This window comes from Rhodanobacter denitrificans (assembly GCF_000230695.2).
Lineage (GTDB): Bacteria > Pseudomonadota > Gammaproteobacteria > Xanthomonadales > Rhodanobacteraceae > Rhodanobacter > Rhodanobacter denitrificans.
This window is the reverse complement of record NC_020541.1, coordinates 1,639,744-1,654,597: the sequence shown is the minus strand read 5'-3', so window position 1 is coordinate 1,654,597 and position 14,854 is coordinate 1,639,744. Positions and strand designations below refer to the sequence as shown.

The window sequence follows — 14,854 nt, the reverse complement described above, 5'->3', positions numbered from 1 at the left end:
CATCGGGGCCACCGTGTGCATCACGTCGACGGAAGTTCGTCCGGCGGGCGCTGCTTGCACTGCTCATGCTTCAGCAAGGTCGTCGCCGGCAGCCGCTCGGCCAGGAAGTCGACCAGCGCGCGCACGCCCGGCAGCATGCCGCGCCGGCTGGGATAGACGAAATGCATGGTGCCCTCGGGCACGCTCCACTCCGGCAGCACCACTTCGAGCTCGCCGGCGGCGATCGCCGGCGCGCAGACGAACTCCGGCAGCAGCGCCACGCCCATGCCGCGGCGGGCCGCCTCCAGCAGCACCGCGAAGTCGCCGGTGATCAGCCGCGCCTGCACTTCCACGCTGGTCTGCTCGCCGTTCGCGCCAATCAGTTCCCACAGCTGGGCGCCCTCGTGCTCGCTCATCGACAACGCCGGCAGCCGCGCCAGGTCGCCCGGCTGGCCCGGGCGCCCCTGCGCCTTCAGCAGCGCCGGGCTGGCCACCAGCGTGGTGCGCGACAGGCCGAACGTGCGGATCACCAGGTTGGCGTCGGTATCCAGCTTGGTGCGCACGCGGATCGCCAGGTCGTAACCCTCGCCGATCACGTCGACCCGGCGGTTGCCGGACAGCAGGCGCACCTGCATCTTCGGGTATTGCGCAAGGAAATCCGGCAGCACGTGCGCCAGCACGGTCTGCGCCAGCGAGACGGGGCAGCTCAGGCGCACCACGCCGCGCGGCTCGGCACGCAATTCGTCCACCGCATCCTGCGCCGCCTGCGCTTCCTCCAGCACCGCGCGGCAGTGCGCGTAGAAGCGCTCGCCGACTTCGGTCACCACGAAGCGCCGCGTGGTCCGCTGCAGCAGGCGCACGCCGAGGCGTTCCTCCAGCTGGGCCACGCGTTTGCTCAGGCGCGACTTGGGCACGCCCAGTGCGCGGCCAGCCGCGGAAAAGCCGCCGTGCTCGACCACCGCGGCAAAGAAATACAGGTCGTTGAGGTCCTGCAGCGCACCGCTCAATGCCGCCATGATCGTTTCCATTCAAGAACGATAAGTTCGACAACTGCCATCTTATCGCGATATTGTTCCGAATATATCTTGGTTGCATCGCCAGTCGCATGGCCTGACCAGGAAGCTTTCCATGAAACTCTTGCATATCGACTCCAGCGCGCTGGGCGGCTACTCCGTGTCGCGCCAGCTGACCGCCGACATCGTAGCCGAGCTGAAGCGCAGCACGCCCGACGCCAACCTCCATTACCACGACCTGGCCGCACAACCGCTGCCGCACTGGACCCCGGTGGCCGACGCCAGCGATCCCGCCGCCGTACTCGGCAACCAGTTGCTGGAGGAATTCCTCGCCGCCGACGTGGTGGTGATCGGCGCGCCCATGTACAACTTCGCCATCTCCAGTTCGCTCAAGGCCTGGCTCGACCGTATCCTGGTCGCCGGCAAGACCTTCCGCTACACCGCGAACGGCCCCGAGGGCCTGGCCGGCGGCAAGCGGGTGATCGTCGCCTCCAGCCGCGGCGGCATCTACAGCAAGGATTCGGCGGCGGCCGCCATGGACTTCCAGGAACCCTACCTGCGTGCCGCCTTCGCCTTCATCGGCATCGACGACGTCGAGTTCGTGCGCGCCGAAGGCATGGCGATCGGCGACGAACAGAAGGCCGCGGCGCTGAAATCGGCGCACGGCATGATCGAGACGCTGGTCGCCAAAGCGGCCTGATACCCCGGCGGTAACCCTAACAAACGTCTTCTCCCGCGCGGAGCGGGCGTTTGTGGTTGGGGGCGTCAGCGACCGCGGGGTGGAAAAGCCGCGCCGGTGCCGACACACTGCGGGCTCCCCCTCCACTGGATTCCGCGCATGAAACGCTCGCCATGCCTGCTCATGCTCGCCCTGCTGGCGCTGGCGCCGGCCGCACAGGCCACCGACCTGCTGGTCGACAACGTCAACGGCTACACGCTGGACAGCCATGGCAAGCTGCAGCACTTCCAGGCATTGCGGGTCGAGCAGGGCAAGGTGGTCGCCACCGGCAGCCATGCCGAACTGGCCGGCCGCGTCGGCGACGCCAGGGTGATCGATGGCCACGGCCGCACCCTGCTGCCCGGCCTGATCGATGCCCACGGCCATGTGCTGGACCTCGGCTACGCGCGCAACAGCGTCGACCTCACCGGCACGCAATCGCTGCAGGAAGCGCTGGCCAAGGTGAAGGCCTACGCCGCGGCGCATCCCGACGCGAAGTGGATACTCGGCGGCGGCTGGAACCAGGAAATCTGGAAGCTCGGCCGCTTCCCCACCGCGAAGGAACTGGACGCCGTGGTGTCCGACCGCCCGGTGTGGCTGAGCCGCGTCGACGGCCACGCCGCCTGGGCCAACTCCGCCGCCATCAAGCTGGCCGGCGTTGACGCGGCCACCAAGGACCCGTCCGGCGGGCGCATCGAACGCGACGCCAGCGGCGGCCCGGCCGGCGTGTTCGTCGACGGCGCCACCGACCTGGTCAACGACAAAGTACCGGCGCCCACCGCGCAGGAACGGGCCGCCGCACTCGACGCCGCGCTGGCCGAGATGGCCAGCGTGGGCCTCACCGGCGTCGGCGACGCCGGCATCGACCTGGACACCTACCGGCTCTACCGCGACTACGCCGACGCGCACAAGCTCACCGCGCGCATCTACGCGATGATCCGCAACACCGGCGCGGCGTTCGACACCATCAGCCAGGACGGCCCGCTGATCGGCTACGGCGGCGACTTCCTCACCGTGCGCGCGGTGAAGCTGTTTGCCGATGGCGCGCTGGGCAGCCGCGGCGCGGCGATGCTCAAGCCCTACAGCGACGACCCGCACAACCGCGGCCTGCTGTTCATGCCGCCCGCGGCGATGACCGCGAAGATCGACAAGGCCTTCGCCAAGGGTTACCAGGTGGCCATCCACGCCATCGGCGACGGCGCCAACCGCGAGGTGCTGGACAGCTTCGCCACCGCCTACAAGACCCATCCGGCGGCGATCGCGCTGCGCAACCGGGTCGAGCACGCGCAGATCCTGTCGCTGCAGGACATTCCCCGTTTCGTGCCGCTCAAGCTGATCGCCTCGATGCAGCCGACCCACGCCACCTCCGACATGAACATGGCCGAGGACCGCATCGGCCACCAGCGGATCGCCGGCGCCTACGCATGGCAGCGCTTCCTCAAGCAGGGCACGGTGATCGCCGGCGGCTCGGACTTCCCGGTGGAATCGCCCAACCCGTTCTACGGCCTGTATTCGGCGGTGACCCGCGAGGACCACGACGGCCAGCCGCCCGGCGGCTGGTACCCGCAGCAGGACATGACGCTGGTGCAGGCGCTGCGCGCGTTCACTCTCGACGCAGCCTACGCCGAGCATGCGGAACACACGCTGGGCACGCTGGAGCCGGGCAAGTGGGCCGACTTCATCCTGATCGACCACGACATCTTCCGGGACCCCGCCAGCAGGATCTGGAACACCAAGGTGCTGCAGACCTGGGTCGGCGGCAGGCAGGTCTACGCCGCCAAGGATTGATGCAGCAGGACGCGGGACGAAAAAGGCCGGCGCCCACGCCGGCCTTTTTCCTTGCGGCGCGACTCAGATCGTCGAAGTCCGGCCTCCGTCCATCGGGACGATCGCGCCGGTGACGTAGCTGGCGCGCGCCGAGGCCAGGAACAACGCCACGTCGGCGATTTCCGCCGGCTCGGCCAGACGCCCCAGCGGGATCCCGGCCAGCTGCCGCGCCAGCAGTTCCTCGCGCGACAGGTCGGTGGCGCGCACTTCGGCGTCCAGCCCCTCCTCCACGCGGCCGGTGCGGGTGATGCCGGGGTTGATCGCGTTGACCCGCACGCCCTTGCCTGCGTAGGCATTCGCATAGCCCACCGTAGCCAGCATCAGCGCGGCGTTGGCCGAACCGCCGGCGATGTGCTGCGGGTTGGCCTGCCGCCCGCCCTGCCCGATCACGTTGACGATGCTGCCGCGGCCACGTGCGCCCATGCGGCGGATCACCGGGTCGGCTGTCGAACCGCGCCGCGGCGCGGTTTCGGCGCCTAGGCCATCAGTCATGTTGCGAAATCGCCACGCGCCTATTGACGGATCGAAACATAGTGTTATAGTTCACTACAACACCACTCAACGAGATCACTAAGGAGGCCTGTCATGAAAGCGCAGAATCTGATCGCCAGTGTCGCTGCCGTCCTGCTCACCGCTGCCAGCCTGAGTGCCGTCAACTACAACGTCGCCAGCCAGCCGACCCACGCCAGCCGCACCGAAGCCAGCAGCGTCACCGACCTGGCACCGATCCAGGTCAGCCCCAGTGCCGCCGAGATGCGCAGCGCCGCGTTGCTGGCCAACGTCGGCAGCGCCGGCATCGCCACGGTGCCGTCGATGGTCGCCGCGAACGCCGGCGGCAATACGGAGCAGCTCAGCCTGCTCGGGTCGCAATTGGCCATGCCCTACTATTCGTTTGGCAACAAGTTCGGCCGCATCAGCAAGGAATAAACATGACCATTACCTGGAACGACAGCGTCCCGATCTATCGCCAGCTGCAGCAGCGCGTGGTGGCGATGATCCTGGACGGCGCCTTGAACGAGGGCGACCCGCTGCCGTCGGTACGCCAGGTGGCTGCGGACTACCAAATCAATCCGCTGACCGTGTCGAAGGCATACCAGGAACTGGTCGACGAGCAACTGGTGGAAAAACGGAGGGGTCTGGGCATGTTCGTCATCGAGGGCGCACGCGAGGCGCTGCTGAAATCGGAACGCGAGCGCTTCCTGCGCGAGGAGTGGCCGGCGCTGTTCGCACGGCTGCAGCGGCTCGGGCTGGACCTCAAGACGCTGTTGCGCGAAGCAGCCACCGACAAGGAGCAGAAATCATGAGCGCGGTGATCACGGCCAGTGGCCTGAGCAAGCGGTACAAGTCGGCGCTGGCGCTGGACAACGTCAGTTTCCGGATCGAGCCCGGCCGCATCGTCGGCCTGATCGGCCCCAACGGCGCCGGCAAGACCACCGCGCTGAAGGCGATCCTGGGCCTCACCGATTTCAGCGGCAGTTTGAACGTGCTCGGCTTCGACCCGCGCAAGCAGCGCGACAAGTTGATGGGCGAAGTCTGCTTCATCGCCGACGTGGCCGTGCTGCCGCGCTGGATCAAGGTGCGCCAGGCGGTGGATTTCGTCGCCAACGTGCACCCGCGCTTCGACCGCGCCAAGTGCGAGGCGTTTCTGGCCCGCACCAAGCTGCAGCCCGAGCAGCGCGTGCGGCAGATGTCCAAGGGCATGATCGTGCAGCTGCATTTGGCGCTGGTGATGGCGATCGACGCCAAGCTGCTGATCCTGGACGAGCCCACCCTGGGCCTGGACATCCTCTACCGCAAGCAGTTCTACCAGCACCTGCTGGAAGACTACTTCGACGAGAACAAGACGATCATCGTCACCACCCATCAGGTGGAGGAAGTCGAGCACATCCTCACCGACCTGATGTTCATCCGCGACGGCAGGATCGTGCTGGACGCCGACATGGACGCAGTCGGCGAGCGCTTCATCGAGGTGATGGTGGGCGCCGACAAGGCCGCCGCCGCGCGCGCACTGAAGCCGCTGGACGAGCGGCAGGTGTTCGGCAAGAGCATTTTCCTGTTCGACGGCGCGGACCGCGCGACGCTGGAGCAACTGGGTGAAACCCGCCGGCCGTCGGTCAGCGACCTGTTCGTCGCCACCATGAAAGGAACCTACGCATGAAAACCTTCTACTGGCTGATCAAGCGCGAATTGTGGGAACACCGGGGCGGCTTCTTCTGGACGCCGGTCATCACCGGCGGCGTGTTCCTGCTGCTGAACCTGATGGGCATCCTCGCCGGCGAGGTGATGGGATCGCGCCACGGCTTCAACGTGGCCTTCGGCGGCGGCGAGAACAACATGCGGCTGCTGTCCCGCGCCCTGGACAAGCAGTCCATGGACGCCGTGGGCGCCGGGCTGGACATGGCGATGTACTCGCCGACCCTGATCATCGGCATGGTGATGGGCTTCGTGGTGTTCTTCTACTGCCTCGGCACGCTCTACGACGACCGTCGCGACCGCAGCCTGCTGTTCTGGAAATCGCTGCCGATCTCCGACACCGCCACCGTGCTGTCCAAGGTGGTCGCCGCGACGGTCGTCGCCCCGCTGATCGTCGTGGTCGTCGGCACCCTGACCGGCATCGCGATGCTGCTGATGTTTGCCCTGGCGCTGTCCTTCCACGGCGTCGGCGTATGGCACCTGCTGACCCTGTCGCACCCGCTGCAGGTGATCGCCAACCTGATCGGCTCGATCCCGCTGTACCTGCTGTGGGCGCTGCCGTCGGTCGGCTGGCTGATGCTGTGCTCGGCCTGGGCCCGCAGCAAACCGTTCCTGTGGGCGGTGGTGCTGCCGGTGGCCGCAGGCGTGGTGATCGGCTGGTTCAACCTGCTCGGCACCATCGACCTGCAGGACAGCTGGTACTGGCGCAACGTGGTGGGCCGCATCCTGTTCAGCGTGTTCCCCGGCGGCTGGTTCAGCCAGGTCCCGCGCATCGGCGGCAACAACCCGGCCGAACTGCTGTCCAGCCTGGGCGTCGTCCACTCCTATGCGGCACTGGGCTCCACCAGTCTCTGGATCGGCGCCGCTGCGGCCATCGCCATGCTGGCCGGCGCCATCTGGTTCCGCCGCTGGCGCGACGACAGCTGACACTCGAACGAATCGCACGGAGAGAAAACGATGAAAGCCAACATGATCGCCATCGGCATCCTTGCATCCGCGCTGCTGCCGCTGGCTGCCTGCAGCCGGTCCGGGCAGGACACCAACCCATCGGGCGTCGCCAGCGACATGGCCCAGGCGGCTAAGGACGTCCACGAACAGACCTCCTCCTCGGTGATCGCCGCCGAGGTCCGCAAGGGCATCGAGCAGGCCAAGAAGGAGCTGGTCAGCAAGGACATCAGCCTGGGCAATATCCACATCGGCGACGGTCCGCACCCGCACGACGGCACTCTCCCCAAGGCGGTGATCACTCCGCAGGGCGAACTGGTGATCGCCGGCAAGCCGGTACCGGCCACGCCGGAACAGCACCCCATGCTGGTGGATTATCGCCAGCAGATCATCGGCATCGCCGAAGCCGGCATGGACATCGGCGCGCAGGGCGCGGACATCGGCGTCAGCGCGGCGAAGCAGGCGCTCTGGGGCGCGTTCACCGGCAAGAGCGACCAGGAGATCGAAGCCAGCCTCAAGCCGCAGACCGACCAGATCCAGGCGGCCGCCCTGCAACTGTGCAAGCGTCTGCCCGGCGTGCTTGCCTCGCAGCAAAAGCTGGCCGCCGCCATGCCTGCGTTCAGGCCCTACGCCACGATGACGCAGAAGGACGTCGACGACTGCGGCAAGGACATGAAGGACAAGGACGGCAAGAAAGGCTTTGCCGTGTTCTCGGACTAAGCCGCAACTTCCACTCGCATTCCCCTCGCCCGCGTCTCACGTGGTGTCCACGACACCGCGGCGGGCACCCTCACCCCCGCCAAAGGGAGACCACCGCATGCGACACCTGATCCTGCTGGGCACCCTCGCCACGGCATCGTTCTTCGTCCTGCCGGCACAGGCCGGTTGGCATGTACAGATGCATGGCACGCGCGACAACCTGAGCTGGCATGACGCCGGCGGCCGCGAACTCAAGCTGGCCTCGCTCGACGGCACGGGCATCCGGGTCATCCGCATCACGCCGGCCAGGCACGCCGGACTGCGGCGAGGCGACCTGATCACCGCCGTGGACGAGCAGCCCGTGACGCGCGTGGCCGAGCTGCGCGACCACCCCAGCGCCCATCGACGGGAAGCCAGCCGGCTGACCGTGCGCCGCGGTCACGAAACATTGCAGCTGGCCTTGGCGGCCGGCGGCCTGGCCGCGATGGCTCACCCGCATCCCTGACCCCGTCCGCGCGCCCCATGCATGGGGCGCGCGGATCCGATCACTCGCCGTGGATGCCGCCGCGGGTCAGCGCCAGCGGGTCGAGCAGCTTCTGCAGTTCCGCCTTCGACAAGCCGGTGGTCTCCAGCGCCACCTCCATGATCGGCCGGTGCTGCTTGTACGCCAGCTTGGCGGTGGCCGCGCCCTTCTCGTAGCCGATCACCGGGTTCAATGCGGTGACCAGGATCGGGTTCATCGCCAGCGCCTGGTTTACCCGCGCCTTGTTGACCTTGAAGCCGGCGATGGATTTGTCCGCCAGCAGCACGCTGACCTTGGCCAGGATCTCGATCGACTGCAGCAGGTTGTGCGCGATCAGCGGCAGCATCACATTGAGCTGGAAGTTGCCGGACTGGCCGGCGATGGTGATGGCGGCGTCGTTGCCGATCACCTGCGCGGCGACCATCGCGGTGGCTTCGGGGATCACCGGGTTGACCTTGCCCGGCATGATCGACGAGCCCGGCTGCAGCGCCGGCAGTTCGATCTCGCCCAGGCCGGCCAGCGGGCCGGAGTTCATCCAGCGCAGGTCGTTGGCGATCTTCATCAACGCCACCGCCAGCGTCTTCAGCGCACCAGAGAGTTCCACCGCCGCATCCTGCGCGGCCATGCCCTCGAAGTAGTTTTGCGCCGACTCGAACTTCACCCCGGTCAGCTTCTTCAGCTGGGCGGCCATCGCCGGGCCGAACTTCGGATCGGCGTTGATGCCGGTGCCCACCGCGGTGCCGCCCTGCGGAAGCCGGCGCATGCGCTTCAGCGCGTCCTCGATGCGCTCGATGGCGGAGGCGACCTGCGCCGCCCAGCCGGACAGCTCCTGGCCGAAGGTGATCGGCATCGCGTCCATCAGATGGGTGCGGCCGGTTTTCGGCGTGTTCCTCAGTTCGCGCGCACGCTTGTCGATGGCCTTCTTCAGGTGCTTCAACGCCGGCAGCAACTGCTCGCTGGCGGTCAGCGTGGCGCTGACGTGGATCGCGGTGGGGATCACGTCGTTCGAGCTCTGCCCGTAGTTGACATGGTCGTTCGGGTGCACCTTCGCACCGGCCGCCACCGCCAGGTGCGCAATCACCTCGTTCGCGTTCATGTTGGTGCTGGTGCCCGAGCCGGTCTGGAAGATGTCGATCGGGAACTGCGCGTCATGCTGGCCATCCGCCACCGCCAACGCCGCCTTGCGGATCGCCGCGGCCTGGTTCTTCTTGAGATGCCCCATCGCCAGGTTGACCTCGGCGGCGGCGGCCTTGATCAGCCCCAGCGCGCGGATGAACGGGCGCGGCAGGCACAGGCCGGAGATCGGGAAGTTGTCGATCGCGCGCTGGGTTTGCGCGCCGTACAGCGCGTCGGCGGGGACTTTCAATTCGCCCATGCTGTCGTGTTCGATGCGGAAGCCGCTCATGGTCCTGTCCTTCGTGGAGATGGAAAACCGGCCAACTATAGGCCGTCAGTCATTGCGCCGCTGTCAATGTAAAATGGCCGTTTCCCCTTGCCGGAACGCTCCGATGTCCAACCACGCCCTGACCGCCCTGTCGCCGCTGGACGGCCGCTACGCCAGCAAGGTCGAAGCGCTGCGTCCGATCTTCAGCGAGTTCGGTTTGATGCATCGCCGCGTGCAGGTCGAAATCGCCTGGCTGCTGGCGCTGGCGACCGAGCCGAAGATCGCCGAGCTGCCGCCGTTCGAGGCCGCCCAGGTCGCCACCCTGCAAGCCATCGCGGAAAACTTCAGCGAGGCCGACGGTGAACGGATCAAGGCGATCGAGGCCACCACCAACCACGACGTCAAGGCGGTGGAGTACTTCATCAAGGAGAAGATCGGCGCCGATGCCGGCCTGGCGCAGGCGAAGGAATTCGTGCACTTCGCCTGCACCAGCGAGGACATCAACAACCTCTCCTACGCGCTGATGCTGCGCGATGCGCGCAGCCAGGTGCTGCTGCCGCAGCTGGATGCGGTGATCGCCAAGCTGCGCGAGATGGCGCACGCGAACGCCGCGCTGCCGCTGCTCTCGCGCACGCACGGCCAGACCGCCTCGCCCAGCACGCTGGGCAAGGAAATCGCCAACGTGGTGGCGCGGCTGGAGCGTCAGCGCAAGCAGCTGGTGGCGGTCGAAGTTTCCGGCAAGATCAATGGTGCGGTGGGCAACTACAACGCCCACGCCATCACCTACCCGGAAGTGGACTGGCGCGCGTTCTCGCAGCGCTTCGTGGCAAGCCTCGGCCTCGATTTCAATGCCTACACCACCCAGATCGAGCCGCACGACAACGTGGCCGAATACTGCGACGCGGTGCGCCGCGCCAACATCATCCTGATCGACCTGGCCCGCGACATCTGGGGCTATATCTCGCTGGGCTACTTCAAGCAGACGCTGAAGGCCGGCGAAGTAGGCTCGTCCACCATGCCGCACAAGGTCAATCCGATCGACTTCGAGAACGCCGAGGGCAACTTCGGTCTCGCCAACGCGTTGCTCGGCCACTTCGCCGAGAAGCTGCCGATCAGCCGCTGGCAGCGCGACCTCACCGACTCCACCGTGCTGCGCGCGCTGGGCACCGCCTTCGGCCACGGCCTGGTCGCACTGGAATCGCTGAAGAAAGGCCTGGGTAAACTCAACGTCAACGCCGAACGCATCGCTGCCGACCTCGACGCCAGCTGGGAAGTACTAGCCGAAGCCGTGCAGACCGTGATGCGCCGCTATGGCCTGCCCGAGCCATACGAGCAGCTCAAGGCGCTGACTCGCGGCCATGGCATCACGAAGGATTCGATGCGCGAGTTCATCGGTGGCCTCGATCTGCCGGCGGAAGCGAAGCAGCGGTTGCTGGAGCTGACGCCGGGCGGCTACATCGGCTTGGCCGAAGGACTGGCGCGAGGCATCTGAGCCGCGATCGCTGCTACGCCGTCACTCCGGCGGAAGCCGGAATGACGGGCAAAACCATCGGGCCGCGCGCCTCCACGCGCGGCCCGATGCAGATCAGGCGAGAGCCTTCTTCACCAGGCCCTCGGCCTCCAACGCCGCCTGCACCGCGGGGCGCGCGGCCACGCGCTTCTGGAACGCCAGCAACGCCGGGAAGCCGGACAGGTCCAGGTCGACGTGCCTGGCCCAATTGGTCACGGTGAACAGGTAGGCGTCGGCCGCGGTGAACTTGTCGCCCAGCAGGAACGGCTGCTTCGCCAGCGCACCCTCGATGAACTGGTAACGCTTCGTCAGGTACTCCTTGCGCTCGGCGCGGGTGGCTTCGGGCGTGTCGGGCTTGAACAGCGGGCTGTAGCTCTTGTGGATCTCCGAGTTGATGTAGCCCAGCATCTCCTGCAGGCGGTAGCGCGCCAGCGTGCCGTTGGCGGGCGCCAGGCCGCTCTCGGGCTTGAGGTCGGCCAGGTACTGCACGATCGCCGGGCCTTCGGTCAGCAGTTCGCCGTTGTCCAGCGCCAGTGCCGGCACGTAGCCCTTCGGGTTGACCTGCCAGAAATCCGCGCCGCCCTCGGTACGCTTGGCCTTGCCGTCGACCTTCTCCAGCGGCAGCGCGATGCCGGCTTCCAGCGCCACGATGTGCGGCGACAGCGAGCAGGCGCCCGGCGAGTAATAAAGCTTCATGCGTTTTCTCCGTGTTGGGGGCGTGGGGAAGAACCATCGCTGCGATCGCGCGAGGCGTCTGCCTGCGCGCGCCGCAAGGATGACGGCATGCTAGCCATCATGGTTACTCATGGATACCACCTAACCATCAGTTAGCGGAAAAATGTAGTATCCCTCCGGTTACCGCACTCTCCGATGGAATTCCGATGGGCCTGCCCGTACGCAAGAGCAAGGTCGCCGCACCGCCGGCCTGCCCGCTCACCGAGAGCCTGGCGCTGCTGCGCGGCGCGTGGGCGCCGAACGTGGTGTGGTACCTGAGCGCCGAGCCGCGCCGTTTCGGCGAACTGCGTCACGACATTCCGCGCATCTCCGCGCGCGTGCTGAGCGCGCGGCTGCGCGAGCTGGAATCGCGCGGTCTGGTGACGCGGCGCGTGCTCGACACCTCGCCGCCGTCGGCCGAGTACGCGCTCACGCCGCTCGGCCGCGAGCTGCTGCCGGCGATCCGGGCGCTGGCCAGCGTGGGCCAGAAGCTGATCGCGGAATGGGAAGCGGGGGCGTCGAAACGCGCGCCCACCGCCGCACGCGGAACGGTTCCGGGCGGCCGCCGGCAAGCTCGGGCGCCCAGCGCGTGACCGCGCTCAGACTTCGTCCGACCCCTCGTTGACCCCCTCGAACAGGAAGGTCGACAGGTAGCGTTCGCCGGTGTCGGGCAGCATCGCCAGCAGCACCGAGCCTTCGGGCGCGGTCTTGGCCACGCCTAACGCGGCAGCCAAGGTGGCGCCGGAGGAGATGCCGGCGAAGATGCCTTCCTGCTGGGCCAGCGCGCGCGCGGTGTCGCGGGCCAGCACGTCGTCGACCGGCACGATGCGGTCGACCACCTTGGGGTTCAGCACGGCCGGCACGAAATCCGGCGTCCAGCCCTGGATCTTGTGCGGCTGCCACTCCTTGCCGGACAGCAGCGCCGCGCCGGTCGGCTCGGTGGCGACGATCTGCACTTCCGGGCGCGCCACCTTGAGCACTTCGCCCACGCCGGTGAGCGTGCCGCCGGTGCCCCAGCCGCTGACGAAGTAGTCCAGCCGACGGCCGGCGAAGTCGCGCAGGATCTCCGGCGCGGTGGTCTGCCGGTGGTAGGCCGGGTTGGCCGGGTTTTCGAACTGGCTGGCGAGGAACCAGCCGTGCTTGCGCGCCAGCTCTTCCGCCACCTTCACCATGCCGGTGCCGCGCGCGGCGCCGGGCGTGAGCACCACCTTGCCGCCGTAGGCGCGGATCAGCTTGCGCCGCTCGAGCGAGAAGGTATCCGACATCACCGCCACGAACGGGTAGCCGCGCGCCGCGCAGATCGCCGCCAGCGCCACGCCGGTGTTGCCCGAGGTGGCCTCGATCACGGTCTGGCCGGGTTTCAGAACGCCGCGCTGTTCGGCGTCGAGGATGATCGCCAGCGCGAGCCGATCCTTCACCGAACCGGCGGGGTTGAACGCCTCCACTTTCACGTACAACTCGACGTGCTTGGGGGCAAGGCGGTGAAGCTTGACGATGGGCGTGTTGCCGATGGTGTCGAGAATGCTGTCGTGGATCATGGAAGTGCTCCGGCCGTCTGGAGAAAAAAAGCGTCGCGCGATCATGCGCCCGCCCAGGTGAAGATTTTCGTCAGGCGCGATGGACCGCTGCCAGCGCGTCGGTGGTGGCCGCCCGCGCGGGACGGATGGCGTGTACCGCCGCGCCCAGCGGCGGCGCCCCGAACCAGGCCAGCGAGGTGGCCAGCGACGCCACTTCGCCCAGGATCAGCAACGCCGGCGAACGCACCGCGTGGAACGCCGCGCGCTCGACCAGGTCGGCCAAGCTGCCGGTGACCACCCGCTGCTGCGGCAGCGAGCCGTTCTCGACCAGCGCGAACGGCGTCGATGGCGCGCGGCCATGCTTGAGCAGGCGCGCCTGCAGCGTGGTCAGCTCGGCCACGCCCATGTACACGGCCAGGGTCTGCCGCTCCTGCGCCAGCGCAGCCCAGTCCAGGCTGTCGCGCGAGGACTGGCAGTGCGCGGTGACGAAACGCACCGACTGCGCGTGGTCGCGATGGGTCAGCGGCACGCCGGCGTGCGCCGCACAGGCGACGGCCGCGGTGATGCCGGGCACCACTTCATAGGGAATGCCGTGGGCGCGCAGGAACTCCAGCTCCTCGCCGCCGCGGCCGAACACGAACGGGTCGCCGCCCTTCAGCCGCACCACCCGCCGCCCTGCCCGCGCGTGCTCAAGCAGCAGCGCATGGATGCCGTCCTGGGTGGTGTGGTGGTGGCCGGCCCGCTTGCCCACCTCGATCCGCTCGGCGTCGCGCCGGGCCAGCGCCAGCACCTCGGCGCTGACCAGATGGTCGTGCATGATCACATCGGCCTCGTTCAGCGCACGCAGCGCGCGCAGGGTCAGCAGGCCCGGATCGCCGGGGCCGGCGCCGACCAGCAGCACCGAGCCGGCCGGGGCCGCGGGTGTCGCGGCCAGCGCCTGCTCCGCCGCCTGCCGCGCGTCCTCCGGCCGCCCATGCCGCAACAGGTCCGCCACCGGCCCAGCGAACAGGTTTTCGTAGAAACGTCGCCGCGTCGCCGGCTCCGGGTGGCGCAGGCGGATGCGCCGACGCAACCGCGCCGCCAGCAAGCCCAGCGCGCCCAGCGAAGGGTCGAGCAGCGTCTCCAGTCGCTCGCGCAGCAGCCGCGAGAGCATCGGCGCCGCGCCGCCGCTGGAAATGGCGATGGTCAGCGGCGCGCGGTCGACCAGCGCCGGCACGTGGAAACTCGACAGCACCGCGTCGTCCACCACGTTGACGAAGATCCGCCGCAGCCCGGCCAGGGTGGCGATCAGCCGATTCAGCTCGGCGTCGGACGTCGCCGCCACCACCAGCCAGACCCGCTCCAGCCAGGCTTCCTGGAACGCATCCCCGCGGTGGGCGATGCGCCCCGCCGCCGCCCAGCGCTGCAACTGCGGGGTGAGCACGGGCGCGTTCACCGTGACCTGCGCCTGCGCACCGAGCAGCGCGGCCACCTTGCGCTCGGCCACCGCGCCGCCGCCCACCACCAGCACGGCGCGGCGGGACAGGTCGGCGAACAGGGGATACAGCTTCATTCGGGCGGGATCGCATCGCAGGCAAGGGAGTCGCCGGCACGCTACGCAGCATTCGCCGGCGCGGCAAATGACTTGTGCGGCCGCGCATATGCCTTCCCGTCATGTAACGCCTCGCGCAACGCCACGCTTGACCATTTTATCAAATAGACATATAGACGTCCGTACATGATCATCGACGCCGACCGCCACGAATCCGCCAGCACCCATGTGCCGCACACGATGCCGGTTCGCGCCGCCCGATGTACTCGTGCCCCGTTCGTGCCTCGACCCAACGATCCCG

The 14,854-nt window shown here is 68.0% G+C and carries 16 protein-coding genes; 10 read left to right on the top strand and 6 right to left on the bottom strand.

What is annotated here, in order from left to right; all coding sequences use genetic code 11:
* Positions 1 to 20 precede the first annotated feature (20 nt).
* Complete coding sequence (locus R2APBS1_RS07460) at positions 21 to 995, bottom strand: LysR substrate-binding domain-containing protein (RefSeq protein ID WP_015447449.1); 975 nt, start codon at positions 993 to 995, stop codon at positions 21 to 23.
* 112 nt (positions 996 to 1,107) lie between these two features.
* Between R2APBS1_RS07460 and R2APBS1_RS07455 the strand changes: the two genes are divergently transcribed.
* Positions 1,108 to 1,692, top strand: a complete 585-nt coding sequence (locus R2APBS1_RS07455) for an FMN-dependent NADH-azoreductase (RefSeq protein ID WP_015447448.1) — start codon at positions 1,108 to 1,110, stop codon at positions 1,690 to 1,692.
* A 138-nt stretch (positions 1,693 to 1,830) separates the two neighbouring features.
* Positions 1,831 to 3,498, top strand: a complete 1,668-nt coding sequence (locus R2APBS1_RS07450; RefSeq protein ID WP_015447447.1) for an amidohydrolase — start codon at positions 1,831 to 1,833, stop codon at positions 3,496 to 3,498.
* 63 nt (positions 3,499 to 3,561) lie between these two features.
* Here the strand turns inward: R2APBS1_RS07450 and R2APBS1_RS07445 are convergent, their stop codons facing one another.
* Entirely contained in the window at positions 3,562 to 4,029 is a 468-nt protein-coding gene (locus R2APBS1_RS07445) for an SDR family NAD(P)-dependent oxidoreductase (protein WP_231378367.1), read from the bottom strand.
* 93 nt (positions 4,030 to 4,122) lie between these two features.
* Between R2APBS1_RS07445 and R2APBS1_RS07440 the strand changes: the two genes are divergently transcribed.
* The 6 genes from R2APBS1_RS07440 to R2APBS1_RS07415 all read left to right on the top strand — a co-directional run bounded on the left by R2APBS1_RS07440 (position 4,123) and on the right by R2APBS1_RS07415 (position 7,879).
* Entirely contained in the window at positions 4,123 to 4,464 is a 342-nt protein-coding gene (locus R2APBS1_RS07440) for a hypothetical protein (protein ID WP_007509946.1), read from the top strand.
* A 2-nt stretch (positions 4,465 to 4,466) separates the two neighbouring features.
* Positions 4,467 to 4,841: a GntR family transcriptional regulator gene (locus R2APBS1_RS07435; RefSeq protein WP_007509948.1), complete on the top strand. Its 375-nt coding sequence runs from the start codon at positions 4,467 to 4,469 to the stop codon at positions 4,839 to 4,841.
* Positions 4,838 to 5,695: an ABC transporter ATP-binding protein gene (locus tag R2APBS1_RS07430; RefSeq protein ID WP_015447446.1), complete on the top strand. Its 858-nt coding sequence runs from the start codon at positions 4,838 to 4,840 to the stop codon at positions 5,693 to 5,695. The genes R2APBS1_RS07435 and R2APBS1_RS07430 overlap by 4 nt, the downstream gene beginning before the upstream one ends.
* A complete protein-coding gene (locus tag R2APBS1_RS07425) occupies positions 5,692 to 6,657 on the top strand; it encodes an ABC-2 transporter permease (protein ID WP_015447445.1) in 966 nt (321 codons plus the stop codon). The genes R2APBS1_RS07430 and R2APBS1_RS07425 overlap by 4 nt, the downstream gene beginning before the upstream one ends.
* A gap of 30 nt (positions 6,658 to 6,687) precedes the next feature.
* Positions 6,688 to 7,395, top strand: a complete 708-nt coding sequence (locus tag R2APBS1_RS07420) for a YggN family protein (RefSeq protein WP_015447444.1) — start codon at positions 6,688 to 6,690, stop codon at positions 7,393 to 7,395.
* Between the two features lie 97 nt (positions 7,396 to 7,492).
* The gene (locus R2APBS1_RS07415) at positions 7,493 to 7,879 is read left to right on the top strand and encodes a PDZ domain-containing protein (RefSeq protein ID WP_041676693.1); all 387 of its coding nucleotides are present in this window, start codon (positions 7,493 to 7,495) and stop codon (positions 7,877 to 7,879) included.
* 40 nt (positions 7,880 to 7,919) lie between these two features.
* Here the strand turns inward: R2APBS1_RS07415 and R2APBS1_RS07410 are convergent, their stop codons facing one another.
* Positions 7,920 to 9,302 (bottom strand): class II fumarate hydratase, encoded by a 1,383-nt coding sequence (locus R2APBS1_RS07410; protein WP_015447443.1) that lies wholly within the window; start codon positions 9,300 to 9,302, stop codon positions 7,920 to 7,922.
* Between the two features lie 103 nt (positions 9,303 to 9,405).
* Here R2APBS1_RS07410 and purB point away from each other — a divergent pair, with 103 nt between their 5' ends.
* The gene (purB, locus tag R2APBS1_RS07405; protein WP_015447442.1) at positions 9,406 to 10,773 is read left to right on the top strand and encodes an adenylosuccinate lyase; all 1,368 of its coding nucleotides are present in this window, start codon (positions 9,406 to 9,408) and stop codon (positions 10,771 to 10,773) included.
* A 93-nt stretch (positions 10,774 to 10,866) separates the two neighbouring features.
* On the opposite strand, the gene gstA is transcribed toward purB, so the two are convergent.
* On the bottom strand, positions 10,867 to 11,487 hold the full coding sequence (gene gstA, locus R2APBS1_RS07400) for a glutathione transferase GstA (RefSeq protein ID WP_015447441.1): 621 nt from the start codon (positions 11,485 to 11,487) through the stop codon (positions 10,867 to 10,869).
* 185 nt (positions 11,488 to 11,672) lie between these two features.
* Here gstA and R2APBS1_RS07395 point away from each other — a divergent pair, with 185 nt between their 5' ends.
* Entirely contained in the window at positions 11,673 to 12,098 is a 426-nt protein-coding gene (locus R2APBS1_RS07395; protein ID WP_015447440.1) for a winged helix-turn-helix transcriptional regulator, read from the top strand.
* A 6-nt stretch (positions 12,099 to 12,104) separates the two neighbouring features.
* Here R2APBS1_RS07395 and cysK read toward each other — a convergent pair whose 3' ends face one another.
* Together cysK and cysG are read right to left on the bottom strand one after the other, a co-directional pair.
* Positions 12,105 to 13,043 (bottom strand): cysteine synthase A, encoded by a 939-nt coding sequence (cysK, locus tag R2APBS1_RS07390; RefSeq protein WP_007509969.1) that lies wholly within the window; start codon positions 13,041 to 13,043, stop codon positions 12,105 to 12,107.
* A gap of 70 nt (positions 13,044 to 13,113) precedes the next feature.
* Positions 13,114 to 14,574 (bottom strand): siroheme synthase CysG, encoded by a 1,461-nt coding sequence (gene cysG, locus R2APBS1_RS07385; RefSeq protein WP_015447439.1) that lies wholly within the window; start codon positions 14,572 to 14,574, stop codon positions 13,114 to 13,116.
* Between the last annotated feature and the right edge of the window lie 280 nt (positions 14,575 to 14,854).